The sequence below is a fragment of the Ruegeria profundi genome, from assembly GCF_020171505.1.
GTDB lineage: Bacteria > Pseudomonadota > Alphaproteobacteria > Rhodobacterales > Rhodobacteraceae > Ruegeria > Ruegeria profundi.
In genome coordinates, this window is sequence record NZ_JAIUZS010000005.1 from 302,207 (window position 1) to 327,402 (window position 25,196).

The following is a 25,196-nucleotide window of genomic DNA, read 5'->3' on the forward strand; positions in this document are numbered from 1 at the left end:
CGGGGTCAGGGCACAACGTCTCAGATGTCTGGCGCATACATGAGAATGGACCCAAAGGAAAGCGAAACCGAACGGCCAGACGGTCTTGCTCCGCATGTGATTTCGTGATGATCCCGGCGTGGACGCGCTGCGCCAAAACCCGCTAAGATACGGTGGAATTGAGCGTTTTGGGCAAGGTATGCGGACAAAAACCTGGGTGACAATCGCATTTCTGGCATGGTTGGGCCTGTTGGGTCCGGCATTTGCCGCACCGGGCGCTTTGATCGATTGGACAGTCTTGCCGGATCCGGCAGCGCAGAGCTTTGACGACCCGTTTCGCGCGCTCACGCCGGAACAACGTGACGACATCTTGTTTGCAATCCGTCTGCGTGGTCGGTTGCAAACGGACGTTGGCAGTCCGGATGAGCGGCAAAGATGGTATATGCTTTTGGCCGAGACCGAACAGGCACTAGCCACCGATCAGATCGATATCGATGGGTTGCTCTCTCAGCGCGAGGTGGTATCCCGGCATCGCAAAAAAGCCGACACCGCTGGAAACCCCAAATTGGACGGACAGATCGTCACCGTGACGGGCTATGCCCTTCCAGCACCCCCAGACAAAGACGGGCAGCGCACGGCCTATCTGGTGCCTCAGCCCGGAATGTGCAGTCATTTGCCGCCCCCGCCACCAAATCAGATGATCCGGGTGAAACTCCACAATGGCTGGACTCCCGCCTACGACCACGAACCGGTACGTCTGACCGGGAGATTGGTCATCGATCCGTCGGATCACGTGGTGAACGTGGTGGACGGCTTGGTGCAGATGCGTGCGACCTTCCGAATGGATGCCGAACTGGTCGAACCATTGGCAGATGAACCTGGTCAAGCTGCTTGGCCGCCGGGCCTGAAAGACCGTTTGCGTGCGGCGCGCAGCCGCAAAACGGGCGGATCTCAGGCGCAGGATTAGAGGGCAAGTTGCAAGGTTTGGTTGCTTTCGCCCTGTTCTTGGGTAGCGGTTTTGCTGCGCTGCAGGGCGCAGCCGTGTCGATTGGCACGCCCTTCATGCTGGTCGTTCTGATTATGTGCTACCCGCCTGTGGCTGGCACTGTAGTCGGAACGCGCGAAGACGTGGTAAACCTGATCATGCAGCGATCAGAGATAATTCATGATCAGCCTAGATCAGCAAAAACCATCAGCTCTTGGATAGCCGGAGATTCACGCCCTGCCGCATCTCTGGTCGACAACAACAGAGATGAGCTTGTCCGGCGTGCAGCTGCAATCATTTATCTGGAATACCAGCAACTGCGGGGCACCATCGCGGATTGTGCACCGCAAGCAAGTGCAGATATCGGCTGTGGCTATGCGATCTTTGACCCTTTCCTTTGGCGCGACACTGCTTGCAAACTTGTCCTGATTGATCTTTAAAATACCGACGAAAGGCACTTTGGGTTCACCAAAACTGGGGCAGCATATTCGAACCTTGCAACAGCCAAGACGTTTCTGATCTGGTGGATGCCGCGCGTGGCAATGCCAAACGTGTTCTCGTCAAGAAAGCGCATGGCTGATAACAGCGTTTTGCGATGCCCTGCCCGTCCGGCGACCAGAAAAAGCAAACGCCCGCCAAAATGACGGGCGTCAAACCGGAAAACCCGGTTGCAAGTCTTGTGCAAAAAGCGCTTAGCGGCGGATGCCCAGCTTTTTGATCAGGTCCTGGTAACGCGCTTCTTCCTTGCCCTTCAGGTAGTCCAGCAGCTTACGACGCTGGGCAACCATCTTCAGCAGACCGCGACGACCGTGGTTGTCCTTCTTATGGGTCTTGAAGTGCTCGGTCAGGGTGTTGATGCGCGAGGTCAGGATGGCAACTTGGACTTCTGGCGAACCGGTGTCGCCGTCCTTGGTTGCGAATTCTTTCATGACGCGTGCTTTTTCAGCGGCAGTGATCGACATCGGGGTCTCCTTTTAAGGTTAGCGTGAATGGCGCAGGCCGGGATGTCGTCCAGCGCAGGCCCATGGAGAAAACCGCACCGATTCCGATGCGGATGGGCGCGTATAGGCGTATTTTCTTCGAATGGCAAAGGGTTTCTTAAATCAGCTTAGCGCGGTCAGGTGCGCCAGTTCAGCACCAGAGATCAGTTGAATGTCGTCAGCGGTCAATCCTTCTGCGCCAAGCAACTGCGCAACACCCTGCCCTTCAACAAGTACATGGACCAGATTTTCGTTCTCAGCGTCAGTTTCGATCTGAATTTCCGGATCATCCTGACCGTCCCAGGACACGAAAAGCTTATCCTGGCCGGGTTGGAAATCCATCACGGTCACCGCTTCATCCTCGGTATCGGGGTCAAGAATGATGTCATCCGCGCCGTCGCCCCCGGTAACGATGTCTCCACTGTCTGCCAGAAATGTGTCCTCTCCGGCACCGCCGTTCAGAAAGTCAGGGGCGTGTTCGCCATCGGGGTCCTCACCGGTAAGCACATCATTGCCATCGCCGCCGAACAGAACGTCCTCGCCCGCGCCTCCGTCCAGGATATCGTCGCCGAAACCGCCATGCAGCGCGTCACCCCCGTCACCGCCAAGCAGAGTGTCATCGTCCTGTCCGCCGTAAAGGGTATCGTCGCCCGCACCCCCTTCCATCTGATCCGCGCCGAAATGGCCGTAAAGCGTGTCTTCGCCTTCGTTCCCAGTGATCAGGTCACCCCCATCCTCACCGTGAAGGATGTCATCTCCTTCACCGCCAAGAATAATGTCTAAACCTGCGCCCCCATGCAGCACATCATTGCCATCGCAGCCGTGAATGACGTCATCGCCGTCAAAGCCATTGATCTGATCATTGCCATACTGCCCGGTCAAAATATCCGCGTCCGAAGTACCGGAAATGACCAGATCGCCTTGATACTCGGACACAATCGTTCCGGTTGGGGGCGTTCCGGTTGAGGAGTCTTCCGCCTCGGTCTGCTCTTCAGGTTCGGTCTGCTCTGCAGGTTCGAGCGTATCTTCCTCAGGCGTGTCGAATTCAATAAATTTACCCTCAGAGATTGCGTCGGGCTGGTCATCAATGCTATCGTCCTCTTCAGGCTCGTCATCAGAGACAAACGCGTCGCTCAAGGCAATAGCCGCACCACCGACGGCGGCAAGGCTCAGCAAACCGAACAGAAACATGGGAACCCTCCGTGAACGCATCGCCCCGAGGATAAATATCCCATGCAATCAACCGCTTGGTCAAAGCCAAGCTGGTCTTGTGGTTAACCCTTTGTCACCATGGTTCGGGTTGCTGAGTATACGCGATATAGAGCGGATGTTTCGGGTGCCCTTCCTTGGTCAGCCCCAGATGAAACAACGGCAGACCCGTTCCGCGCAAAAGGGTTTCGACCGCAGGGCCACGCTCCAGATGCGCACCGTGGGTGCCCCAGGCGGCAATAACCTGATCGGCCCAATCTGCTCCGCCCAGAATGGCGGCGTCATTTTCCGGCCCCACCGGATCGGCTGCGGCGCGCATCTTGCGAGGATCGGTGTCGCGCCAGGCAAAGATGTTGGTCACTTGAAACGCGCCGAACCCCAAGGCCCGCGCGCGCCGTTCACAGCGCTCGACGGTCGGGTCATTCTGCACCTCGGTCGCGGTCGATGGGTTCAGCATCACGAACAGCGCCTTTCGCCCCGCCGGATCCCAGATACGGGTCAGGCTATAGCGATACTTCTCGCAGTCAGAGTAAACGGCGGTCGAGGGCGCATCGCCCTTGGTATGGGAACGGGTGATCATGTCCTTCGCCTAGCATGCCGGTCAATCGACGAACACCCGGTGCGGGTGTAGTTCACCGGATTTATATATGCCAACAGCAATGGCCTTGCCGTCGAGCGAAGCCCATGCCTCATCGCCATATTCCACGTCACCAGCCAGAACCATGCCCGGATTGCCATTGCGCAGACGGGTGGCGCCCTCGGGGGTGCACTTCAGCTCTGGCAGGTCGGTCAGGCCGGTTTCCAGCGGGTGTAGATACTCGTCCAGCGCGGGTGTCTTGGCCATTTCGTCGATCCGCTCGATGCTCAGGCCGTCTTCGGCCTCGAACGGGCCGGACCAGATGCGGCGCAGTTCTTTGACGTGGCCGTGGCATCCCAGTGCTTCGCCCAGATCGCGGGCAATCGAGCGGACATAGCCGCCTTTGCCGCAGGTCATCTCAAGCACAACGTGGTCTTGATCAGGGCGGTCGACCAGAATCAGCTCCTCAACCCACAAAGGCCGGGCGGACAGTTCCACATCCTCGCCGTCGCGGGCCAGCTTATAGGCACGCTGTCCGTCGATCTTCACGGCCGAGAACTTGGGCGGCACCTGCATGATGTCGCCCAGAAACGGGGCCAGCGCCTGCTTGATCTCGTCATCCGAAGGGCGCGCATCGCTTTGCGCAATCACTTCGCCCTCGGCATCGTCGGTGTTGGTGGCTTGCCCCAGACGTACCGTGAAGGTGTAGGCTTTCAGCGCATCGGTGATGTAGGGAACGGTTTTGGTCGCCTCACCCAAAGCCACGGCCAAAACGCCGGTTGCTTCGGGGTCCAGAGTACCCGCATGGCCCGCTTTATTGGCGTCCATCGCCCAACGCACTTTGTTGACCACCGCGGTCGAGGTCATGCCCGCAGGCTTGTCCACCACCAGCCAACCGGAAATGTCGCGGCCCTTGCGTTTGCGTCCCATCTTGCACCTTGATCCTTGCTGAGGCGCGCGACCTAGCGGATCGCTTTGCCGCTGTCAATTTCAGGGCGCGTCTTCTACCACCCCCACAATGGGACCCAGCGAAAACCCGATGTCAGACCGGTTGCTGGCCCGCTCATACATTCGGGAAATATTGCCGTCGAGAAACAGCGCGTTCGGAGTTTTCAGCACATCGCGAAACAGGCTGCCAAACTCGTGGAAGGTGACATAATCGTCCGAGATTGCAAACACCGCCCGCGTCCCATCCGCACTGGTGCCCACCCCATTTCGCACATAGAGCGAGGTCGAATCGGGCAGAAAACGCGGATGCAATTCCCCGTCAATCACCAGCATCGGACCGGACTGCGTAGCAAAGCGACACACGGGTGCCCGATCTACGTAGTCCAGCGTTTCGAACACGTCGGCCCGGCCTTCGCTAATGCAGAACACTCCGTTGGGCAACAAACCGAAATTGCCCGGCCCTGCATTGGGGATCACGCGCATCTGTTCTTGACCATCTTCGACATAATGGCCAACGGGTGAGCGGTCATCGTGGTACATGCCCGCGTTCATTGCGAAAGCCAGACGTTTGCCGTCGGCGGCCAGCACTTCGTTCACCGAGGAGAAATGCCCCAGCAACTCGCCATTTTCATCCTTCAGAAACAGGCGAAGGTCTGCCTCGGACGCATCCACTTCGCAAACCGTGTAACGCTTTTCTTCATGGGTAACCTTTTCGCAGGTCACCGCAGCAGCTTGCGCGGCCCAAAGGACAGCGCCCAAAGAGATAAGTGCGCGTATCACTCGTCCAGATCGCGGCGCACCGCGTCCTGTTCAAACATGCGGCGTGTGTCGTCCAGACGGTCAAACGTGTCATCCAGACGGAACCGCAGATCGGGCGAAAATTTCAGGCCGACCTTCTTGCCAACCACGCGCCGCAATTCACCCTTGTTGCGGGCCAGCAGTTCGATCACGTCCTCCTGCCCTTTGCCGCCAAGGGGCAGCACATAGGCAGTGGCGATCTTCAGATCGGGTGAAGTGCGCACCTCACCCACAGTGATGGACATACGGTTCAGGTCGGGGTCGTGGACATCTCCGCGCGCCAGAACCTCGGACAGGGTGCGGCGGATCAGCTCGCCGACGCGCAGCTGTCGTTGGGACGGGCCGGGGCCATCGTGGAATTTGTTCTTTGCCATATCCCCGATCTAAGCCCAAAGCAAGGCTTTGCCAAGCGGGCGCGAACGGGGTAGGAGGCTTTGAGCCGACAAATACGAAAGGACCAGCGCAATGACCCATATTCCGGGGATCGTTATCACAGGGGCTTCGGGCCGTATGGGGCAGATGCTGATCAAGACCGTATCGGATAGCGATCAAGCCCGTCTGGTCGGAGTGGTCGAGCGTGGGGGCCACGATTGGGTCGGTCAGGATGTAGGCGAAGCAATGGGTGGTCAGGCCCTGGGTGTCGAAGTTACCGACGACCCACTGGAGGCTTTCGCGCAGGCACAGGCGGTGATTGATTTCACAGCGCCTGAGGCGACACTGGGATTCGCGTCTCTGGCGGCACAGGCGCGTTGCGTGCATGTGATCGGCACCACCGGCATGACCGAGGACCAGATCGCAGCGCTAGAGCCTGCCGCGCGCCATGCTGTCATCCTACGGGCGGGGAACATGAGCCTTGGTGTCAATCTGCTGGTGCAACTGACCAAAAAAGTCGCCGCCGCGCTGGATGAGGATTTTGATATCGAGGTGATCGAAGGCCACCACCACCACAAGGTCGATGCTCCTTCGGGCACCGCGTTGATGTTGGGTGAGGCCGCCGCCGAAGGGCGGGGCGTCAAGCTGGCAGATGTGGCTGACCGGGGCCGCGATGGCATCACCGGCGCGCGCAAAAGGGGCGACATCGGGTTTCACGCCATTCGCGGCGGTGACATCGTGGGCGAGCATGACGTTCTTTTTGCCGCGCCCGGTGAACGGCTCGTGCTGCGCCACCTTGCCACTGACCGCGCCATCTTTGCTCGCGGCGCGCTGAAAGCAGCGCTGTGGGGGCAAGGCAAGGCACCCGGCCAGTACAATATGGTTGATGTGCTGGGGCTATGAACCGGTCACGGCACGGCCTGCAAAACGGGCGGTGCGCGTTGGCTCAAATGTACGACACGACCGGTTTGGCGTCTTTTTCGCGCTTCACTGGGTCGAAGGATCAGAAATCGATCGCGATGCCTTTTTTCTCCCAATCGCCATAGCGTGCAGGGTCGGGCCCATCGCGACCACCCAGTTCCCTGGGCATCTTTTTGGCCTCGGCCTCGGCTTTCTTGCGGCGCTCTTCCGCCTCGGCCAGTGCGCGTTGGGCGGCAGGGGGCAGATCTTTGCGGTCGTCACTCATGACATCGGGTTCCTTTCCGTGCATGGGCTTGATATACGCCCGCGTCCGCTGTTGGCAATGCGGACGCGTTTATAATCAAAGGCGGTTCCATGTCCGACAATGCAACGGCAGCGCGACGCAGCGCGATCTATCTGCTGGATCAAATACTGGGCGAAGGGCGGCTTTTGCCTGAATGCCTGGCCGCCGGCGCGTTGGACCGGCTGGCACCGGATGACCGCGCCCGGGCGCAACGTCTGACCTTGCAAACCCTTCGCGGGCTTGAACGCGCAGACCGTCTGCTGGACAACCATCTGAACCGCACGCCCGCTTTGACCGTGCAGAATGCGCTGCGTCTGGGCGCGGTTGAGTTGTGCTTGGGTGAAGCTGCACATGGCGTGGTTAATTCCATGGTCGAAATCGTGGGCCGTTCGCGCAAGCATGGCCGGCTCAAGGGTCTGGTAAATGCGGTTCTGCGCAAAGTGGCCGACGAAGGACCTGAGGCCTGGCCCAAAATGCGTGTACCGCGTTTGCCCGAATGGCTACGCGAACCATTGATCGCGGCATGGGGGGCGGACGCCGTCGCAGAGATGGAACGGGCCCATTTCACAGGTGCTCCACTGGATATTACGCTCAAGCCGGGTGCAACCGGACCCGGAGAGGCGCTGCCGACCGGGTCGCTACGTGTTCACGATGCGGGGCAGGTCTCAACCCTGCCGGGGTTCGCTAACGGTGACTGGTGGGTGCAGGACGCGGCGGCGGCTTTGCCGGTGCGCGTTCTGGCACCACGGGCCGGGGAATCCGTACTGGATCTTTGTGCGGCGCCCGGCGGCAAGGCTCTGCAATTGGCCGCTGCCGGGGCGACTGTCACAGCGCTGGATATCTCGGAGTCGCGTCTGGAAAGAGTCCGCGAGAATCTCAAGCGCACAAATCTGCAAGCAAATGTTATTGCAGGCGATGCGCTAGAGCATCAGGGCCAGTACGACGCCATCCTGCTTGACGCACCCTGCTCGGCCACGGGCACGATTCGGCGGCATCCCGATTTGCCCTTTGCCAAGGACGGCTCGGAATTCGCCGGACTGATCGCGTTGCAGACGCAGATGCTTGCCCATGCCTGGACCTTGCTGAAACCCGGTGGGCGGCTGGTTTACTGCACCTGCTCGCTGCTGCCAGACGAGGGGGAGGTGCAGATTGAAGAGGCATTGGATCAAAACCCCGACATGACGGTCGACCGCGATGCGCTGAAGATTGCCGGTGTGGACCAGGAATGGATTACGCCAGAGGGCGGCTTGCGCCTGCGGCCCGATTACTGGGCAGACCTTGGCGGGATGGATGGCTTCTACATCGCCTGCCTGAACAAATCCGCCTAAGGGCACGCTTTTCGGTGACTTGACGACCAGCGCGGTCTATCGTTGGGTCTCAGGCGCCAGCAGAGCGCGAGGGGCAGAGTAACGAGCGTCATGTCAAAGACAGATACCATGACAAACCGGTGGACGCGGTTTCAGAACCGCCTGTACGCGCGGCTCAGCCAGAGACGCAAGGCAGTCACCGGCTTCGTGACCGAGCCTGAACCCCGTACCGTTGGATCGTTTGCGCGCGGGCGGCAACTGGTTGCGGGCAATTTGCTGTTTGCCGGATATCTGGTCGAGGCTGAAGATACAGATCTGTGGGACGTTACCGCCCCCAGCACCGGGTTTGACAACGAGCGCCACGGGTTTGCCTGGCTGGATGATCTTGCCGCAGTCGGAGACATGCGGGCGCGCGACAAGGCGCAGCGTTGGGTTTGGGGCTGGATCGACGCGCATGGGCGCGGACACGGGCCCGGATGGGCCCCAGATCTGACCGGACGGCGCGTGATGCGTTGGATTAATCACGCGGCCTTCCTGCTGCGGGGTGCGGATGAAAAGCGAACCCGTCTGTTCTTCCGCGCGTTGGCACAACAAACATGGTTCCTGTCAAAGCGCTGGCACGCAGCCACGCCGGGCCTGCCGCGATTCGAGGCGCTGGCCGGTTTGGTGCAGGCCGGGCTGGCGCTGAAAGGGCTGGAACAGATGTCAGACCCGGCCCTGCGCGCCCTTGCAAAGGAATGCGAGAAACAAGTTGACCGGCAGGGCGGCATTTCCACCCGCAATCCCGAAGAACTGTTAGAAGTTTTTACTCTGCTGTCCTGGACCTCGGCCGCGCTCAGCGCTTTGGGACGGGGGACGCCCGGCGCGCAGGCCGACGCGATCAAGCGCATCGCGCCCACCTTGCGCAGCTTGCGCCATTCCGATGGCGCCCTTGCCCGGTTTCATGGCGGGGGACGCGGCGTCGAGGGACGGTTGGATCAGGCCCTCGCCCAAAGCGGCGTTCGACCCCAGCCCGCATCCGGTCTGGCGATGGGCTACGCGCGCCTTTATGCGGGGCGCACCAGCGTGATTCTGGACGCCAGCGCGCCGCCCACAGGGGCCGCATCTTACAATGCACACGCGTCGACCCTTGCCTTTGAACTCACATCAGGCCGGAGGCCGTTGATTGTGAACTGCGGGTCCGGTGAAACCTTCGGTGCGGAATGGCGGCGGGCCGGACGGGCGACTCCGTCTCATTCGACGTTGTGCCTTGATGGGTATTCCAGTGCCCGATTGGCGAATGCAGGACCCGGCAGCGACAGCGAGGCACTGGTGGACGCCCCCAAGGACGTACCAGTGGAATTTGAAGAGGCGATGGAAGGCGCACGCTTCATGGCCGGGCATGACGGTTACACCAAGGTTTTCGGCCTGACCCACGCCCGCACGTTCGAACTGCGCTTTGACGGGCGCGAGTTGACGGGCGAGGATATTTTGCTGACCGCCAGCGACAAGGCCAAACGGCAATTTGACAGGGCGCTGGATGCGTCGGGCCTGAATGGGATTGGTTATGACATCCGGTTTCACCTGCATCCGGATGTTGATGCGGCTATTGATCTGGGCGGTGCAGCGGTGTCAATGGCTCTCAAAAGCGGGGAAATATGGGTTTTCCGTCATGATGGTGCTGCAAAACTAACCGTTGAACCAAGCGTTTATCTTGAAAAAGGCCGGTTAAAACCACGCGCGACAAAACAGATCGTTCTATCCGGGCGCGCAATGGAGTATGCGACGCGCATCCAGTGGACGTTGAGCAAGGCACAGGATACAGCCTATGCCGTGCGCGACTTGCACCGGGACGAACCCGATTTCGACTGACGCCAAAAGGACCTTTGGACCCATGACTGATCTTCACCCCGTGCGCCGCGCGCTGCTTTCCGTTTCCAACAAGACCGGGCTGGTCGAACTGGGAAAGGCACTGGTCGAGCGCGGGGTTGAGCTGTTGTCGACCGGCGGCACGGCCAAAGCGCTGCGCGATGCGGGGCTAGAGGTGAAGGACGTAAGCGAGATCACCGGCTTCCCCGAAATGATGGATGGCCGGGTCAAAACCCTGCACCCGATGGTGCATGGCGGGTTGCTGGCCCTACGCGACAATGACACCCATGTTGCGGCGATGGAGGAACACGGAATCGGCGCGATCGACCTTCTGGTTGTGAACCTCTACCCGTTTGAGGCAACGGTGGCCAAAGGCGCGGGCTACGATGAATGCATAGAAAACATCGACATTGGCGGCCCGGCGATGATCCGCGCGGCCTCGAAAAACCACGCCTTTGTAAACGTGGTGGTTGATGTCGAGGATTACTCTTCCCTGCTGGATCAGCTGGAAGAGAATTACGGCAAGACATCGTATGGCTTCCGTCAATGGCTGGCGCAAAAGGCTTATGCGCGCACGGCTGCCTATGACACTGCCGTGTCGAACTGGATGGCGGATGCGCTGCAACTGGACACGCCCACCCGGCGCGCCTTTGCCGGAGAATTGAAGCAGCCCTTGCGCTATGGCGAGAACAGCCATCAACAGGCCGCGTTCTACACCGATGGCACCAACCGTCCCGGTGTGGCGACCGCCGTGCAGCATCAGGGCAAAGAACTGAGCTACAACAACATCAACGACACCGATGCTGCGTTCGAGTTGGTTGCCGAGTTCGATCCGTCAGAAAGTGCAGCCTGTGCCATTATCAAACACGCCAACCCCTGCGGCGTGGCCAAAGGTGCGACCTTGCTTGAGGCGTACAAAGCCGCCTTCGACTGTGACCGGACCTCGGCCTTTGGTGGCATCGTTGCGTTGAATCAACCGCTGGACGCGGCAACCGCGCAAGAGATCACCGGTATTTTCACCGAGGTTGTGATTGCCCCCGGTGCATCGGATGAGGCAAAGGCGATCTTTGCCGCCAAGAAAAACCTGCGCCTGTTGACGACCGAGGGTTTGCCGGACGTGACCGCCGGCGGCAAAACCGTACGGCAGGTGGCCGGGGGCCTGCTGGTGCAGGACAAGGATAACGGCTTTGTTGGCTTGGATGATCTGAAAGTCGTCACCAAGAAAGCCCCGACAGACGAGCAGATGCGCGATCTGCTGTTTGCCTGGAAAGTGGCGAAACACGTCAAGTCCAACGCCATCGTCTACGTCAAGGACGGTGCAACCGTGGGCGTGGGTGCGGGCCAGATGAGCCGGGTCGACTCGGCCCTGATCGCCGCCAAAAAGGCCGAGCGCATGGCCGATGCGCTGGGATTGGCGCAACCTTTGACCATCGGCTCTGCCGTGGCGTCGGATGCATTCTTCCCCTTCCCCGATGGTTTGTTGGAGGCCGCCGAAGCTGGCGCCACCTGCGTGATTCAGCCCGGTGGCTCGATGCGCGATGATGAGGTGATCGCCGCTGCGGACAATGCAGGCCTTGCCATGGTCTTCACCGGCATGCGCCACTTCCGTCACTGATGCGTTATCGCCTTCTGCTCTGGGCCGCGCTGGCCGCATTCCTGATCGACCAGATCAGCAAGTATCTGGTCGTCCACGTTTTGCGCGTGGCCGAGGGCAATATCGACATTCTGCCGCCGCTTCTGGTGTTCAAATACGGCGAGAATCGGGGCATCAATTTCGGCCTGTTCCAAGGAAATTCCGAGGCTGCCCGCTGGATGCTGATCGGCATTTCGCTTGCGATCTCGGTCGGTGTTCTGGTCTGGTTGATGCGGACAGCACCCACGAAACTCATGCTTGTCTGCGGCGGGTTGCTTATTGGTGGCGCGCTTGGAAATGTGGTTGACCGGGTGCTGTACGGTTTTGTGCTGGACTTCCTGAACATGTCCTGCTGCGGCATAAACAACCCGTTTGTCTTTAATCTGGCCGATGTGTTTATCTTTGCCGGTGCTATCGGCCTTGTGGTGTTTGATGGGAAAAAGCCCTCGTGACCTCCTCCGAGAAATGGGATAAAAGCGCCACAAACAGGCTGGAGACTCTGATGCGGTTGCCGCGTTCCATACTTGCTGTGACATTGGCTTTTACAATTGCCGGATGCTCGAACATCGGCCTGCGCCATCTTGAGGCACCCGGTGACGGCCCGGATGAGTTCTCGGTTATGCCAGTCAAACCGCTGACGCAGCCCAAGGATTACGATTTCCTGCCTGCCCCAACGCCGGGCGGCGCCAACCTGACCGATCCGAACCCCAAAGCGGATGCCATCGTGGCATTGGGCGGCAGCGAGGCGGCTTTGAACCCCAATACGTCCATCCCGTCCAGCGACGCCGCGCTGGTCACGGCCTCAAGCCGCTATGGCGTTCCCGCCAACACACGGCAGGTCATCGAAACCGAAGATGCTGAGTTCCGCAGGAAACAAGGCCGTTTGACGCGTCTGCGCCTGTTCAAAGTGGATCGGTACGAGCAGGTTTATCGACGCGAAGCGCTTGATGCTGCCGCGCAAAACGAAGCCGCGCGCCGGGCCGGGCTTGAAACGCCTTCCGCGCCTCCGGCGAATGAATAAATCTTAACTTTCCGTCATCGGCCTTGAACCTGCGCCGCACCATCGTAGTTTGAATAGCACCAAACGAAACGGAGGATGCCCCATGGTTCGGGCTTTGGCATTATCTGCCGCCCTGCTCGCCGCCAGCCCCCTGATTGCCAAAGAAGGGCATGAGGCGGTTACGACGTTCACGCTGGACAACGGCATGGATGTCGTCGTCATCGAAGATAACCGTGCGCCCGTTGTGCAGCATATGGTCTGGTATCGTGTCGGATCAGCCGATGAGCCTGCGGGTACATCCGGCATTGCACATTTCCTTGAACATTTGATGTTCAAAGGCACCGACACGCTGGCTCCGGGTGAGTTTTCGGGCACCGTCGCGGCCAATGGCGGGAATGACAACGCGTTCACGTCTTATGACTACACCGCTTATTTCCAACGTGTCGCCGCAGATCGGTTGGAATTGATGATGCAGATGGAGGCGGACCGGATGCGCAATCTGAGTCTGACCGAAGAAGACATCACCACCGAGCGCGGCGTGATCCTCGAAGAACGGAACCAGCGCACAGACAACAACCCCCGCGCCCTGTTCGGCGAGCAGATCAGCGCCGCGCAATACCTAAACCATGGCTACGCGGTACCTATCATCGGCTGGCGGCATGAGATGGAGACACTGGGTATGGAGGATGTACTATCCTTCTACCAAAACAATTATGCACCCAATAACGCCATTCTTGTGGTCACGGGCGACGTTAAACCCAATGATGTCAAAGCCTTGGCCGAGCAATATTACGGCGTTATCCCGGCCAACCCGGATGTGTCGCAGCGGGACCGCGCGCAAGAGCCCCCGCAAACAGCAGCGCGACGGTTGACGTACAAAGACCCGCGTGTTGCGCAACCCTATGTCCAACGAAGCTATCTTGCACCCGAGCGTGATCCGGGTGAACAGGAAAAGGCAGCAGCACTGTATCTTCTGTCTGAATTGTTGGGCGGCGGCACCACGTCGTATCTGAATGAAAAGCTTCAGTTCGAACAGCAAAAGGTTGTATATGCTGGCGCGTTTTACCGCGGCGTTTCGCTGGACGATACAACCTTTGATCTGCTGGTTGTTCCGGCACAGGGCGTTTCGCTGCAAGAGGCCGAAGATGCGATGGATCAGGCCGTTGCCGATTTTATTGCCGAAGGTGTGAACCAAGACGATCTGGACCGGATCAAGATGCAGCTGCGCGCCGCGCAGATTTACGCGCGCGACAATGTGGACGGGATTGGCAACCGCTACGGCCGCGCTTTGACCAGTGGCCTGACGGTCGAGGACGTGCAAGCCTGGCCCGATATCCTGCAAGCCGTGACCGGGGATGAGATCATTGCAGCCGCGCGCGAGGTTCTACAGCTTGAAACTTCCGTCACTGGCTGGCTGATGAAAGACGATGAGGTGACGCAATGAAACGGATCTTCGCAACCCTGATTGCCTTTGTCATCGCGCTGCCCGCTTGGGCTGCGATTGAGATCAAGGAAGTGACCTCGCCCGGTGGCATCACCGCTTGGCTGGTCGAGGATCATTCGATCCCGTTCACCGCGCTGGAGTTGCGTTTTCGTGGCGGCACGTCGCTGGATGATCCGGACAAACGCGGCGCTGTTTACCTGATGAGCGGCCTTATCGAAGAAGGCGCGGGTGACATGGACGCCCGGACCTACGCGCGCGAACTCGAAGCTCTGGCCGCTTCCTTTCAATATGACGCATCGGATGATTCGGTGTCGATCTCGGCGCAATTCCTGACCGAAAACCGCGACGAAGTGATCGACCTGCTGCGCACCACGATCCACGAACCACGCTTTGACGAAGATGCTGTGGAGCGCGTAAAGGCGCAGATTCTGTCCGGCCTACGCTCGGATCAAACCGATCCCAACGATATCGCGGGGCGCAACTTTGCGCGGATGGCTTACGGCGATCATCCCTACGGGTCCGAGGGCAAAGGCTCGATCGAAAGTGTCGGCGCGTTGACGCGCGATGACGTGGTGACCGCCTATGACAGCGTTTTTGCCAAGGATAGGCTCTATGTCGGCGCCGTGGGCGACATCACTGCCGAAGAACTTGGCGCGCTGCTGGACACGCTGCTGGCCGATCTGCCCGAAACGGGCAAACCCATACCAGAGCGGGCCGAGGTGAACATCCCCGGCGGTGTGAGCGTGGTTGAGTTTGACACGCCGCAATCGGTTGCGCTGTTTGGTCATGCTGGAATTGATCGCGACGATCCTGATTTCTTTGCCGCGTTTATCCTCAACCACATTCTTGGTGGCGGTGGGTTCGAAAGCCGCTTGATGCAGGAAGTGCGCGAAAAACGTGGCCTAACCTATGGCATCGCAACCTACCTGGTGCCAAAAGATCTTGCGTCAGTCTACCTGGGGTCGGTCTCGTCCTCCAATGATCGTATTGCCGAAGCGGTCGAGGTGATCCGTGCGGAATGGGCTCGCGCCGCGACCGAGGGCGTCACCCAGAAAGAGCTGGACGACGCCAAGACCTATCTGACTGGTGCTTATCCGCTGCGGTTTGACGGAAACGGTCGTATTGCCGGGATCATGGTCGGGATGCAGATGGAAAATCTGCCCATCGACTATATCGCCACGCGGAACGACAAGGTGAACGCGGTGACACTGGAAGAGGTGAACCGCGTCGCCAGTGAATTGCTCAACCCCGAAGGTCTGCATTTCACAATTGTCGGCAAGCCCGAGGGGCTGGACGGCTAACCCGTTCACGCCGCAACGGGCTACGATCTTCTCATCAAGTCACGCGAGTGACTTACAATCATGTGCCGCGCGTTGAGAAATGCGCGGCACATGCTTTTCTGCACGATCTTGGACCGAGAGCGTCATTCTGACCGATGAGCATTGATTTTGGCACAAAGGACTCGAAAAAGAACAAAACGTGAATAAAATGTGGAATCGCCATGTATGCCGAGCTGTCGATCACATCGAACTTCACTTTTCTCACCGGGGCTTCGCACCCCGAGGAGTATATGGAGCGCGCCGTCACCCTGGGCCTGCCCGCCATTGCCATTGCCGATGACAACTCGGTCGCCGGGATCGTTCGCGCCCATACAAGGGGGCGCGAGATCGCCCGCAAGGTGCGTGAACGGCTGGAGTGGGAGGCCCAGAACACCTCGATCGGACCACCCTGCCCTGACCACATTCCCAAACCGCCCTCCTACCCCATCCATGCCGTACCACGGCTGATCCCGGCGGCGCGGCTGATCTTCACCGACGCGCCCACCGTCACCGCCCTGCCCCTGAACCGTCAGGGCTGGGGTAACCTGTGCCGTATTCTCTCCGCCGGCCGTCTGCGCGCCGAGAAAGGTGACTGCATCCTGCACCTGTCGGACCTGATGGAATTCTCAGACGGTCTTCACCTGCTGCTCTGGCCACACGCGACCCGGTCCCCGGGCGGCGCGAACGCTTGGCGGACACAGGCACAACAGCTGACGCGCCGCTTTGCCGGACGGATGCATCTGTTAATGCATCCTCGGTATGATGGGGCAGATACTGCATATTTCAGCTTATTAGAGACTGAATCAAAGCAACTTGGCATCCCCACTCTCGCCAGCGCCACGCCGATGATGCACCACGGCACCCGCCGCAAACTGGCCGACGTGCTGACCGCCATCCGCCTGCGCCGCAAGGTCGATGATCTGGGTCGTGAGGCGCTCGCCAATGGTGAACAGCGTCTCCGCTCTGAACCAGAGATGTTGCGCATTTTCAAAGGGCATGAAGGGGCTATCGCCCGCGCGCATGACCTTAGCGAACAGCTCACATTCTCGCTCGACGAACTGCGCTATGAATACCCCAGTGAGGGTAGCGAGCGGGAAAGCCCGACCGAACGTCTGCACCGTCTGGCGCATGAGGGGCTGAAATGGCGTTACCCGGCGGGCGCGTCGGACAAGGCAAAAAAGATGCTGGCCCATGAGCTCACCCTGATCGGCAAGCTGAAATACGAACCTTATTTCCTGACCGTCCGAGACATCGTCAAATTCGCACGGTCCCGCGATATCCTGTGCCAGGGGCGCGGCTCGGCGGCCAATTCGGTGGTTTGCTACTGCCTTGGCATCACCGAAGTCAGCCCCGAACTGGGCACGATGGTGTTCGAACGTTTCGTCTCCGAGGCCCGCGACGAACCCCCTGATATCGACGTGGATTTCGAACATGAACGCCGCGAAGAGGTGATCCAGCACATTTATGATCGCTACGGCCGGGACCGCGCGGGCCTCTGTGCTACGGTGGTGCATTACCGTGGTAAGCGCGCCATTCGCGAGGTTGGGCGCGCCATGGGCCTGACCGAAGACACGATCTCGGCCCTGTCATCGCAGCTCTGGGGCTTCTTCTCGACCGTCGGAATCGAGGCGCACCGGATGCGCGAGATTGGCTTGGACCCCGAAGATCGCCGCCTGAAACAGACTCTATCATTGGTCTATGAGATCGATGGCTTCCCCCGCCACCTCTCGCAGCACGTGGGCGGGTTCATCATCACCGAGGGGCGTTTGGACGAACTTGTCCCCATCGAAAACGCCACCATGGAAGACCGCACCGTCATTTGCTGGGACAAGGACGATATCGACTCTCTGGGTATTCTGAAGGTCGATGTTCTCAGCCTTGGGATGCTCACCTGCATTCGCAAGGCGTTCGATCTGATCGGCCAGCACCACCAGACCCGCTATACCCTTGCCACCCTGCCGCCCGAAGACCCGGCGGTTTATGACATGCTGTGTAAGGCGGACAGTGTGGGCGTGTTTCAGGTGGAAAGCCGAGCGCAGATGAATTTCCTGCCTCGGATGCGGCCACGCAATTTCTATGATCTGGTGATCGAGGTCGCCATCATCCGCCCCGGCCCCATTCAGGGCGACATGGTCCACCCATATATCCGGCGGCGAAATGGTGAGGAAGAGGTCAGCTTCCCCTCGGACGCGCTGGGCGAGGTGCTAGGCAAAACACTGGGCGTGCCGCTGTTTCAAGAGCAGGCGATGCAGATCGCCATTGTCGGCGCAGGATTCACCCCGGAACAGGCCGACCGGCTGCGGCGGTCTCTGGCGACGTTCAAGAAGCACGGCAATGTCAGCGAATTCCGCGCGCTTTTCTTACGCGGTATGAAGCGCAACGGCTATGACGACGACTTTGCCGAGCGTTGTTTCTCGCAGATCGAAGGGTTCGGGTCCTACGGATTTCCCGAAAGCCACGCGGCCAGCTTTGCGCTGCTGGTCTATGCTTCGGCCTGGATCAAATGCCATCACCCGGGCATTTTCGCCTGCGCGCTGCTGAACTCACAGCCGATGGGGTTCTACGCCCCTGCCCAGATCGTGCGGGATGCGCGCGAACATGGCGTGCAGGTGCGACCGGTCTGCATCAATGCCAGTTTCTGGGACAATGTGATGGAGCCTGACGGCCATGGCGGTCTGGCCCTGCGGCTGGGGTTCCGCCAGATAAAAGGTCTCAGCGAGGAAGACGCCAGTTGGCTGACTGCCGCGCGCGGCAATGGCTACCATCAAGTCGATGACGTCTGGAGCCGTGCCGGGCTTGGTCCGGCGGTGATCGAACGGCTGGCCGAGGCCGACGCCTTTGCCGCCTGCGGCCTGACCCGGCGCGAGGCGTTGTGGCAGGCCAAGGCGATTGCAACCGCTAAACCCTTGCCGCTGTTCTCGCAGGATCTTGAGGGCGAGGTGCTGGATGAACCCGCGGCCTATCTGCCCCAAATGACCCTGGGCGAACAGGTGGTCGAGGATTATGTCGCCACGCGCCTCAGCCTGCGGGCGCATCCGGTGGCCCTGCTGCGGCATCTTCTGACGCCGGACCCGCGCGACAAAACCACTCCTGTCGTGTGACCCCTGAACCGGATATGGCCCTGATCAGAGTCGAAAACCGAGAGCCCAATGACCAGACCCACCCTGCCGCCGCGCTTTCCTGCAACGCCGGACCAGATCAACGCACAAGTCCATGCGTTTTATGCCCGCGTGCGCAAGGATGCGGTGCTTGGCCCCGTTTTCAACACGCACGTCCACGACTGGCCCGCGCATGAGGAAAAGATCGCCGCCTTCTGGCGAAACGCTATCCTGTTCGAGCGCTGCTATGACGGCAATCCGCAGCGGGTTCATATCGAACGCCCCGACGTGAAACCCGAGATGTTCGCCCATTGGCTGGACCTGTTCGAAGAAGTCGCCACTCAGACGCTGCCACCGGAAACGGCTACTCCGTGGAGTGCGCTAGCCCGTCGGATCGGAGCGGGCATGAAGGCGGGGGTTCAGTCCGCACGTCAGCCTAAAGACGCGCCGCCGGTCCTGCGATGATTCCGGTACATAGCGGGTATGCAATGTTAGCGGTAAATTAGGGGCTATGCGCCCCACTGAAATGTGTTTACTCAAAGACACGACAGCCGGACCCCGCCCGCGCTGCGACGGTAACGCCGATACATCACCTGAGGCCGCAGCGATGAGCACTCAAAACACCACCCTTCGCGGCCTTGGCTATGCATTTTTGGGTTTTGCTGTCTTTGCCAGCCATGATGCCCTTATCAAGGTGTTGGGTGGCACGTATTCGGTAATGCAGATCATCTTTTTCGCCACGCTTTTTTCCTTTGTGCCGATGGCTGTGACGATCCTGACCGACCGGACAACAGGAAACTTCCTGCCGCATCACCCTTGGCTGGTTATGCTGCGCTCAGGCTTGATGGTGACGTCCATGGTCTGCGCGTTCTATGCGTTTTCAGTGCTTCCGCTGGCCGAGGTATACTCGCTGCTGTTCTCCTTCCCGCTTATCGTGACCGTCCTGTCGATTCCGGTTTTGGGTGAGGTCGTTCGCGGCCAACGCTGGGCGGCCGTTGGCGTCGGTATGATCGGTGTCCTGATCGTCCTGCGCCCTGGCGCAACCGAAATCACACTGGGCCACCTTGCGGCGCTGACGGCTGCGTTTTGCAGCGCCTCTGCATCCGTTCTGGTGCGAAAAATCGGAAACGAGGAACGCTCGGCCGTATTGATCCTGTATCCGATGCTGCTGGCGATCGCAGTCATGAGTCTCGCACAACCCGCCGTTTATCAACCCCCGTCTCTGCTACATCTGGCGATGATGGCACTGGTTGGAATCTTCTCGGTTATCGCGCAACACCTGATCATTCTGGCCTACCGCGCGGCCCCTGCCGGGGTTGTCGCCCCCAGCCAGTACAGTCAGATCATCTGGGCAACGCTATTCGGCATGACCTTTTTTGGCGAACGCCCGGACGGCTGGGTCGCCGTGGGGGCCAGTATCATCATCGCATCTGGAGTGTTTGTCGTCTGGCGTGAAAGCCGGGCGAACACGTCAGCGAATACGCCGGTCTTGCGCGTGCGGTCACCGCGGTCGGATACCGGGGCATCAGCCCGGCCGGAGTCTTAGCGCAGCCGCGATACGTAAACCCTTACCTGTCCTTTGGTCTGATCTTTAGGCCCCCGTTTTCGCTGGATTCTTCGAACTTCCCGGTTGCGCGTACCAGGTCACTCAAGCGCTTGAATCCGTAGGAGCGTGTGTCGAAATCCGGGTAGTTCATGCCGAGTTGGCTACCAACCCCGCTAAGTCCGACCCAACCGTCCGGGTCTTCAGATTTGAGCACGACATTCCGGATCAGCTGATATGCGTGGTTCAAATCCTGTTTGACAGAAGGCTTCTTCGCTTTCCCTTCGGTGCCGCTGGTCTGCGCTTCTTCTTTTTTGATATTCTCGATGTAGATAAACCGGTTGCAAGCCGCGACAAAGGCCTTGGGCGTCTTGCGCTCACCAATCCCGAAAACGCTCAACCCCTGTTCGCGGATACGACTGGCCAGCCGGGTGAAATCGCTGTCCGAGGACACCAGAACGAATCCGTCGAAGCGGCCAGAATGCAAAATGTCCATTGCATCGATCACCAGGGCAATGTCTCCGGCATTTTTGCCTGTGGTGTTGGCGAATTGCTGGTGAGGAACGATGGCGTATTCCGCCAGTTTCTCGGCGCTCCAGCCTTGCGGGGTGCCGCCCGAAAAGTCACCATAGATTCGGCGCAGGCTAGCCTCACCCAAGGTGGCGACTTCTTCAAATATCTCGGCAACATGCTTCGCCGGGACATTCTCGGCGTCAATCAGAACAGCCAAGCGTTCCGTTGTCTTGTTGGTCAATTTAGTCCCTCAATTCAGAAATTTACAATGACCTGAAGATAAGAATCAAAAGGGGCGGGTCAAACCCCGCCCTGTCAATTTAGGGTTGTTAATACACAACAACCGACCGGATGCTTTCACCCCGGTGCATCAGATCGAACCCGTGGTTGATGTCGTTCAGCCCCATGGTGTGGGTGATCATCGGGTCAATCTCAATCTTTCCCTCCATGTACCAGTCGACGATCTTGGGTACATCGGTCCGGCCACGGGCACCGCCGAACGCGGTGCCGCGCCATGACCGGCCAGTCACCAGCTGGAACGGACGGGTCGAGATCTCGGCACCGGCAGGCGCCACACCGATGATGATCGATTCACCCCAGCCCTTATGCGCCGATTCCAGCGCGTCGCGCATCACACCGACATTGCCGGTGGCGTCGAATGTGTAATCCGCCCCGCCCTTGGTCAGGTTAACCAAATAGGGAACCAGATCGCCTTCGACCTCTTTGGGGTTCACGAAGTCGGTCATGCCGAACGCGGTCGCCATATTGACCTTCGACGGGTTCAGATCGACACCAACAATCTGATCGGCTCCGGCCAGACGCAGGCCCTGGATCACGTTCAGGCCAATGCCGCCCAGACCAAACACGATGGCCCGGCTGCCAATTTCCACCTTGGCGGTATTGATCACCGCGCCGATGCCCGTGGTCACACCGCAGCCGATATAGCATATCTTGTCGAAGGGAGCGTCCTCGCGCACCTTGGCCAACGCAATTTCCGGCAGAACCGTGTGGTTCGAGAAGGTCGAGCAGCCCATGTAGTGCAGGATCGGATCCCCATCCAGCGTCGAAAACCGCGAGGTACCATCGGGCATCAGGCCCTTGCCCTGGGTTTCACGGATCGCCTGACACAGATTTGTCTTGGGATGCAGACAGTACTCACACTCACGACATTCGGGTGTGTAGAGCGGGATGACGTGATCGCCCGGCTTCAGGCTGGTCACGCCCGCGCCGACCTCAAGCACAACGCCCGCACCTTCGTGGCCCAGAATGGCTGGAAACAAGCCTTCTGGATCTGCACCTGACAGGGTGAACTCATCGGTGTGGCAAATACCGGTCGCTTTTATTTCAACCAGAACCTCGCCCGCCTTGGGGCCTTCAAGGTTTACGTCCATCACTTCCAAAGGTTTGCCAGCCTGAACGGCAACGGCGGCACGGGTACGCATGGTGCTTGTCTCCCTGTCTTGTTTGACCCGACCCTGCGTCAAATACAGGGTGTTTTCAACTGCGCTTTCATGGCAGGCTCTGTAAGCTTTTGATATTTCAGAAACGACATTGCCGAAAAGAGGAGCGCCAATGCACCGGTTTATCCCGATCCTGATTGTCCTTGCCGCCTGCGCTGAAACCGACCTGCCCGAGCCCGGCCCTACTGAGCCTGAAGCCGCCCCGGTGGACCTGGCCTTCTGCAAAGGGGAACCCTTTGCCGATTCCGTGGGCCAGCCGGTCTCGACCATTCAGGCCAGCCTGCCGGAACGGACCCGCGTGCTGGGCCCCGATGACTTGGCCACGCAGGACTATCGCATCGACCGGCTGAACATCTATGTGAACGGCTCCGGGATCATTCAGCGGCTGACCTGCGGGTAAGTGCGGACTCGACTCAGGGCATGATTCTCATTTAGAACAAAGTAAGAACATTTTGATGTCTGCCCGATGCCAAAACGCCGAATATTATCCCTGTGGTTTCCCCGTTTGGGGGCTGAACGGCTGATCCGCGCTGCGCGGGGGCTGCAGGATGGGCCTTTGGCTGTGGTGGCGGAACAATCGAATATGCAGGTTGTCACGTCACTGAACGCCGAAGCCCAGGCCGCCGGGTTGCGCGTGGGCCAGCCCGTGCGCGATGCCCATGCCATGTGCGCAAACCTTGTGACACGCCCCCGCAACGCCCCGGCCGAGGCCGCGTTTCTGACCGCGCTGCGCCGCTGGGCGGGCAAGTTCAGCCCGTGGGTCGCCGAAGAGGCTCCCGATGGTCTGATCGTCGATCTGTCGGGCTGCGCGCATCTGTTTGGCGGGGAAGAGGCGCTGCTGAACGTTCTTGAGGTCGACTGCGCCGATATGGGTCTGAGCGTGCAGATGGGCATCGCCGACACGCTGGGCGCGGCCTGGGCTTTGGCGCGCTATGCCGGGCAAGAGGCCACATCCGACCGCAACGGCGACGCCATCAGCCAAGAAGCACGCGCCACCCGCGCCCGGGCGGGCAAGCGGCGGCACTGGACCAAGGGTGGAACCGCACCACAGGTGATGACCTTGGGCGGCGGTTCACGGATTGCCGCGCCGGGACAGTCCTATGGCGCGCTCAGCCCCCTGCCCATCGCGGCGCTGCGGCTTGAGGATCAGGTGGTCGCGCAGTTGAACCGCCTGGGGCTGCGCCGGATCGGCGATCTGCTGGGCCAGCCGCGCGCGTCGTTGGCCCGCAGGTTCGGGCGCGGGCTTGTCCTACGGCTGGATCAGGCCATGGGCAGCGCGCCCGAGCCTGTCTCGCCCGCCCGCCCGCCGTATCACTTTGCCGTGCGGATGACGCTGCCCAATCCGATCGGCCTGATCGAGGACGTGATGGCCGCCATCGACCGGATGCTGCCGACGCTCTGCACCAAGCTGGAAGAAAAGGGGCGCGGCGCGCGGACATTACGGCTGGAGGCGCACCGCGCCGATCAGGCGGCCGAGATCATCGAGGTTGCTTTGGCCCGTCCAACCTATGACAAGCACCGTATTCGACCTTTGTTAGAGATGAAAATCGACAAGATCGATGCGGGCTATGGTATCGACATGCTGCGGCTTGAGGCGATCCAGTCCGAACCCATCCACGCCCGTACCATGGCAGGCCATGCCGAGGCCCGCCGCGTGGCCCGCGAACGATTGGAGGGTAACAGAGCTGTCGATGACCTCATCGGCAAGCTGGGCGCACGGGTGGGGTTAGAGGCGATCACACGGCATCATCCCGTTGCCTCTCATATCCCCGAAAAAACCGCGCAGACGCTGGCGGCTGCATGGTCGGAACCGGCACACGACTGGCCCCCGTCGCCCCGCCCGCGACCCTTGCTGATGTGGCAGCCCGAACCGGTCATGGCCCCGGAAACCCCGACAGTGCCCAGTGCCTTTCGCTGGCGTGGGCGTGACTGGCAACTGGCGCAGGCCACCGGCCCAGAGCGGATCGCACCGGAATGGTGGCTGGACGACCCCAATTGGCGCAGCGGGGTCCGGGATTACTGGGTGGTGGTGACGGAACAGGGGGAGCGGTTGTGGCTGTTCTACGGCCATGGCGGCACCATGTCGGCGGGCTGGTTCTGTCAGGGGCAGTTTGGTTAGAGTCTATTTTCCGCGATAGACCAACAGATCCGGCAGGTAATCCAGCAACCGGATTCCCCAGGAAAACGGCGCTGGAAAGTCAGTACGGAAGCGGCGCCGTGACATCGCCTTGGCCACCCGCTCGGCTGCATCTTCGGGTGTCATAAGCATCGGCATCTTGAAATCGTTCTTCTCGGTCAGTCGGGTCTTGATGAAACCCGGGTTGACGATCCGCACGGTTACGCCAGTTCCGGCAAGATCGAACCGCATCGTCTCTGCCAGAGAAATCAGGGCTGCTTTGCTGGCCGCATACCCCACGGCCCCCGGCAACCCACGATATCCTGAAAGCGATCCGATCAAGGTGATATCCCCCCGGCCCGAGCGCACAAAATCCGGCACTGTTTCACCCAGGACCCGCAACGCGCCAGTATAGTTCACGTCTGTCATCGACAATACCGCCTCGGTATCCCAATCGGCCGTGCGCATCGGCTCATAAGCACCCGCGTTATAGACCAGCCCGTCCACTTCAGCGACCTCGACCGCAGCGCGGCGCACGGCGTCCAGATCGGTGACGTCAAACGGTACGGATTGCGCATTGGGCAGCGTATCGCAGATTTCAGCCAAGCGGTCTGCATTTCGGGCGGACAGGATCAGCCGCGCGCCCTGACGGCTTAACGTCTCAGCCAGCGCGTGGCCCAGCCCTTCGCTTGCGCCAATAATCCAATAGGTTTTTCCGCTGAAACTGCTCATTCCTCGTCCGTTTTCGTTGTGATGGGTGTTCTACGGTTGGGCAGAACGTCTGGATCACATCCCGGGCAACAGCGCATCAGCCCACCGAGAAAACATTCAACCCGATTGATCCATCCGAGCATACGATGCGT

General features: G+C 60.0%; 25 protein-coding genes. 15 read left to right on the forward strand and 10 right to left on the reverse strand.

Annotation, left to right across the window (positions count from 1 at the left end; genetic code table 11):
* Nucleotides 1-196: 196 nt before the first annotated feature.
* Nucleotides 197-946 (forward strand): DUF3299 domain-containing protein, encoded by a 750-nt coding sequence (locus tag LCM21_RS13990; RefSeq protein WP_224891150.1) that lies wholly within the window; start codon nucleotides 197-199, stop codon nucleotides 944-946.
* Nucleotides 947-954: 8 nt separating this feature from the next.
* Nucleotides 955-1,404: a BCCT family transporter gene (locus LCM21_RS13995; RefSeq protein ID WP_224891151.1), complete on the forward strand. Its 450-nt coding sequence runs from the start codon at nucleotides 955-957 to the stop codon at nucleotides 1,402-1,404.
* A 252-nt stretch (nucleotides 1,405-1,656) separates the two neighbouring features.
* On the opposite strand, the gene rpsO is transcribed toward LCM21_RS13995, so the two are convergent.
* The 6 genes from rpsO to rbfA all read right to left on the reverse strand — a co-directional run bounded on the left by rpsO (nucleotide 1,657) and on the right by rbfA (nucleotide 5,850).
* On the reverse strand, nucleotides 1,657-1,926 hold the full coding sequence (gene rpsO, locus LCM21_RS14000; protein ID WP_068336567.1) for a 30S ribosomal protein S15: 270 nt from the start codon (nucleotides 1,924-1,926) through the stop codon (nucleotides 1,657-1,659).
* A gap of 141 nt (nucleotides 1,927-2,067) precedes the next feature.
* The gene (locus LCM21_RS14005) at nucleotides 2,068-3,135 is read right to left on the reverse strand and encodes a calcium-binding protein (protein ID WP_224891152.1); all 1,068 of its coding nucleotides are present in this window, start codon (nucleotides 3,133-3,135) and stop codon (nucleotides 2,068-2,070) included.
* A gap of 94 nt (nucleotides 3,136-3,229) precedes the next feature.
* Nucleotides 3,230-3,733, reverse strand: coding sequence for a DUF1643 domain-containing protein (locus LCM21_RS14010; RefSeq protein ID WP_068336563.1), 504 nt, complete (start codon nucleotides 3,731-3,733; stop codon nucleotides 3,230-3,232).
* 21 nt (nucleotides 3,734-3,754) lie between these two features.
* A complete protein-coding gene (gene truB, locus LCM21_RS14015; RefSeq protein WP_224891153.1) occupies nucleotides 3,755-4,660 on the reverse strand; it encodes a tRNA pseudouridine(55) synthase TruB in 906 nt (301 codons plus the stop codon).
* A gap of 60 nt (nucleotides 4,661-4,720) precedes the next feature.
* Nucleotides 4,721-5,458, reverse strand: a complete 738-nt coding sequence (locus LCM21_RS14020) for a phosphodiester glycosidase family protein (RefSeq protein ID WP_224891154.1) — start codon at nucleotides 5,456-5,458, stop codon at nucleotides 4,721-4,723.
* Complete coding sequence (gene rbfA / locus LCM21_RS14025) at nucleotides 5,455-5,850, reverse strand: 30S ribosome-binding factor RbfA (protein WP_068336555.1); 396 nt, start codon at nucleotides 5,848-5,850, stop codon at nucleotides 5,455-5,457. The genes LCM21_RS14020 and rbfA overlap by 4 nt, the downstream gene beginning before the upstream one ends.
* Nucleotides 5,851-5,941: 91 nt before the next feature.
* Here rbfA and dapB point away from each other — a divergent pair, with 91 nt between their 5' ends.
* Nucleotides 5,942-6,751, forward strand: a complete 810-nt coding sequence (gene dapB / locus LCM21_RS14030; protein ID WP_224891155.1) for a 4-hydroxy-tetrahydrodipicolinate reductase — start codon at nucleotides 5,942-5,944, stop codon at nucleotides 6,749-6,751.
* A 100-nt stretch (nucleotides 6,752-6,851) separates the two neighbouring features.
* Here dapB and LCM21_RS14035 read toward each other — a convergent pair whose 3' ends face one another.
* Nucleotides 6,852-7,034 carry a DUF1674 domain-containing protein gene (locus LCM21_RS14035; protein WP_224891156.1) on the reverse strand — a complete coding sequence of 61 codons (183 nt, stop codon included), beginning with the start codon at nucleotides 7,032-7,034 and terminating at the stop codon, nucleotides 6,852-6,854.
* Between the two features lie 89 nt (nucleotides 7,035-7,123).
* Between LCM21_RS14035 and LCM21_RS14040 the strand changes: the two genes are divergently transcribed.
* The 10 genes from LCM21_RS14040 to LCM21_RS14085 all read left to right on the forward strand — a co-directional run bounded on the left by LCM21_RS14040 (nucleotide 7,124) and on the right by LCM21_RS14085 (nucleotide 20,247).
* Nucleotides 7,124-8,380, forward strand: coding sequence for an RsmB/NOP family class I SAM-dependent RNA methyltransferase (locus tag LCM21_RS14040; RefSeq protein ID WP_224891157.1), 1,257 nt, complete (start codon nucleotides 7,124-7,126; stop codon nucleotides 8,378-8,380).
* 90 nt (nucleotides 8,381-8,470) lie between these two features.
* Entirely contained in the window at nucleotides 8,471-10,210 is a 1,740-nt protein-coding gene (locus LCM21_RS14045; protein WP_224891158.1) for a heparinase II/III family protein, read from the forward strand.
* A 22-nt stretch (nucleotides 10,211-10,232) separates the two neighbouring features.
* On the forward strand, nucleotides 10,233-11,822 hold the full coding sequence (gene purH, locus LCM21_RS14050) for a bifunctional phosphoribosylaminoimidazolecarboxamide formyltransferase/IMP cyclohydrolase (RefSeq protein ID WP_224891159.1): 1,590 nt from the start codon (nucleotides 10,233-10,235) through the stop codon (nucleotides 11,820-11,822).
* Complete coding sequence (gene lspA / locus LCM21_RS14055; RefSeq protein WP_224891160.1) at nucleotides 11,822-12,292, forward strand: signal peptidase II; 471 nt, start codon at nucleotides 11,822-11,824, stop codon at nucleotides 12,290-12,292. Before purH ends, lspA begins: the two co-directional genes overlap by 1 nt.
* 50 nt (nucleotides 12,293-12,342) lie before the next feature.
* Nucleotides 12,343-12,861, forward strand: coding sequence for a DUF3035 domain-containing protein (locus tag LCM21_RS14060; RefSeq protein ID WP_224891161.1), 519 nt, complete (start codon nucleotides 12,343-12,345; stop codon nucleotides 12,859-12,861).
* 82 nt (nucleotides 12,862-12,943) lie between these two features.
* A complete protein-coding gene (locus LCM21_RS14065; protein WP_224891162.1) occupies nucleotides 12,944-14,284 on the forward strand; it encodes a M16 family metallopeptidase in 1,341 nt (446 codons plus the stop codon).
* Entirely contained in the window at nucleotides 14,281-15,585 is a 1,305-nt protein-coding gene (locus LCM21_RS14070) for a M16 family metallopeptidase (RefSeq protein WP_224891163.1), read from the forward strand. The genes LCM21_RS14065 and LCM21_RS14070 overlap by 4 nt, the downstream gene beginning before the upstream one ends.
* Nucleotides 15,586-15,785: 200 nt before the next feature.
* Entirely contained in the window at nucleotides 15,786-18,704 is a 2,919-nt protein-coding gene (locus LCM21_RS14075; RefSeq protein WP_224891164.1) for an error-prone DNA polymerase, read from the forward strand.
* A 48-nt stretch (nucleotides 18,705-18,752) separates the two neighbouring features.
* Nucleotides 18,753-19,166: a group III truncated hemoglobin gene (locus LCM21_RS14080; RefSeq protein ID WP_224891165.1), complete on the forward strand. Its 414-nt coding sequence runs from the start codon at nucleotides 18,753-18,755 to the stop codon at nucleotides 19,164-19,166.
* Between the two features lie 142 nt (nucleotides 19,167-19,308).
* Nucleotides 19,309-20,247: a DMT family transporter gene (locus LCM21_RS14085; RefSeq protein ID WP_224891166.1), complete on the forward strand. Its 939-nt coding sequence runs from the start codon at nucleotides 19,309-19,311 to the stop codon at nucleotides 20,245-20,247.
* A 22-nt stretch (nucleotides 20,248-20,269) separates the two neighbouring features.
* Here LCM21_RS14085 and LCM21_RS14090 read toward each other — a convergent pair whose 3' ends face one another.
* Nucleotides 20,270-20,998 carry an NYN domain-containing protein gene (locus tag LCM21_RS14090; RefSeq protein ID WP_224891167.1) on the reverse strand — a complete coding sequence of 243 codons (729 nt, stop codon included), beginning with the start codon at nucleotides 20,996-20,998 and terminating at the stop codon, nucleotides 20,270-20,272.
* Between the two features lie 88 nt (nucleotides 20,999-21,086).
* Nucleotides 21,087-22,199, reverse strand: a complete 1,113-nt coding sequence (locus LCM21_RS14095; RefSeq protein WP_224891168.1) for an S-(hydroxymethyl)glutathione dehydrogenase/class III alcohol dehydrogenase — start codon at nucleotides 22,197-22,199, stop codon at nucleotides 21,087-21,089.
* Nucleotides 22,200-22,329: 130 nt separating this feature from the next.
* Between LCM21_RS14095 and LCM21_RS14100 the strand changes: the two genes are divergently transcribed.
* Together LCM21_RS14100 and LCM21_RS14105 are read left to right on the forward strand one after the other, a co-directional pair.
* A complete protein-coding gene (locus tag LCM21_RS14100) occupies nucleotides 22,330-22,617 on the forward strand; it encodes an I78 family peptidase inhibitor (RefSeq protein ID WP_224891169.1) in 288 nt (95 codons plus the stop codon).
* 66 nt (nucleotides 22,618-22,683) lie between these two features.
* Nucleotides 22,684-24,336 (forward strand): DUF6504 family protein, encoded by a 1,653-nt coding sequence (locus tag LCM21_RS14105; RefSeq protein WP_224891170.1) that lies wholly within the window; start codon nucleotides 22,684-22,686, stop codon nucleotides 24,334-24,336.
* Between the two features lie 3 nt (nucleotides 24,337-24,339).
* On the opposite strand, the gene LCM21_RS14110 is transcribed toward LCM21_RS14105, so the two are convergent.
* On the reverse strand, nucleotides 24,340-25,065 hold the full coding sequence (locus tag LCM21_RS14110) for an SDR family NAD(P)-dependent oxidoreductase (RefSeq protein WP_224891171.1): 726 nt from the start codon (nucleotides 25,063-25,065) through the stop codon (nucleotides 24,340-24,342).
* Between the last annotated feature and the right edge of the window lie 131 nt (nucleotides 25,066-25,196).

Excerpts from the sequence above, each read along its gene's own strand:
- LCM21_RS14095 (WP_224891168.1), bottom strand. The coding sequence starts at position 22,199 with ATGCGTACCCGTGCCGCCGTTGCCGTTCAGGCTGGCAAACCTTTGGAA.
- LCM21_RS14105 (WP_224891170.1), top strand. The coding sequence starts at position 22,684 with ATGCCAAAACGCCGAATATTATCCCTGTGGTTTCCCCGTTTGGGGGCT.
- truB (WP_224891153.1), bottom strand. The coding sequence starts at position 4,660 with ATGGGACGCAAACGCAAGGGCCGCGACATTTCCGGTTGGCTGGTGGTG.
- LCM21_RS14045 (WP_224891158.1), top strand. The coding sequence starts at position 8,471 with ATGTCAAAGACAGATACCATGACAAACCGGTGGACGCGGTTTCAGAAC.
- LCM21_RS14085 (WP_224891166.1), top strand. The coding sequence starts at position 19,309 with ATGAGCACTCAAAACACCACCCTTCGCGGCCTTGGCTATGCATTTTTG.
- LCM21_RS14080 (WP_224891165.1), top strand. The coding sequence starts at position 18,753 with ATGACCAGACCCACCCTGCCGCCGCGCTTTCCTGCAACGCCGGACCAG.
- LCM21_RS14075 (WP_224891164.1), top strand. The coding sequence starts at position 15,786 with ATGTATGCCGAGCTGTCGATCACATCGAACTTCACTTTTCTCACCGGG.
- rpsO (WP_068336567.1), bottom strand. The coding sequence starts at position 1,926 with ATGTCGATCACTGCCGCTGAAAAAGCACGCGTCATGAAAGAATTCGCA.
- LCM21_RS14100 (WP_224891169.1), top strand. The coding sequence starts at position 22,330 with ATGCACCGGTTTATCCCGATCCTGATTGTCCTTGCCGCCTGCGCTGAA.
- dapB (WP_224891155.1), top strand. The coding sequence starts at position 5,942 with ATGACCCATATTCCGGGGATCGTTATCACAGGGGCTTCGGGCCGTATG.
- lspA (WP_224891160.1), top strand. The coding sequence starts at position 11,822 with ATGCGTTATCGCCTTCTGCTCTGGGCCGCGCTGGCCGCATTCCTGATC.
- LCM21_RS14005 (WP_224891152.1), bottom strand. The coding sequence starts at position 3,135 with ATGTTTCTGTTCGGTTTGCTGAGCCTTGCCGCCGTCGGTGGTGCGGCT.
- LCM21_RS14010 (WP_068336563.1), bottom strand. The coding sequence starts at position 3,733 with ATGATCACCCGTTCCCATACCAAGGGCGATGCGCCCTCGACCGCCGTT.
- LCM21_RS14035 (WP_224891156.1), bottom strand. The coding sequence starts at position 7,034 with ATGAGTGACGACCGCAAAGATCTGCCCCCTGCCGCCCAACGCGCACTG.
- LCM21_RS14070 (WP_224891163.1), top strand. The coding sequence starts at position 14,281 with ATGAAACGGATCTTCGCAACCCTGATTGCCTTTGTCATCGCGCTGCCC.
- LCM21_RS14065 (WP_224891162.1), top strand. The coding sequence starts at position 12,944 with ATGGTTCGGGCTTTGGCATTATCTGCCGCCCTGCTCGCCGCCAGCCCC.
- LCM21_RS14060 (WP_224891161.1), top strand. The coding sequence starts at position 12,343 with ATGCGGTTGCCGCGTTCCATACTTGCTGTGACATTGGCTTTTACAATT.
- rbfA (WP_068336555.1), bottom strand. The coding sequence starts at position 5,850 with ATGGCAAAGAACAAATTCCACGATGGCCCCGGCCCGTCCCAACGACAG.
- LCM21_RS14040 (WP_224891157.1), top strand. The coding sequence starts at position 7,124 with ATGTCCGACAATGCAACGGCAGCGCGACGCAGCGCGATCTATCTGCTG.
- LCM21_RS14110 (WP_224891171.1), bottom strand. The coding sequence starts at position 25,065 with ATGAGCAGTTTCAGCGGAAAAACCTATTGGATTATTGGCGCAAGCGAA.
- purH (WP_224891159.1), top strand. The coding sequence starts at position 10,233 with ATGACTGATCTTCACCCCGTGCGCCGCGCGCTGCTTTCCGTTTCCAAC.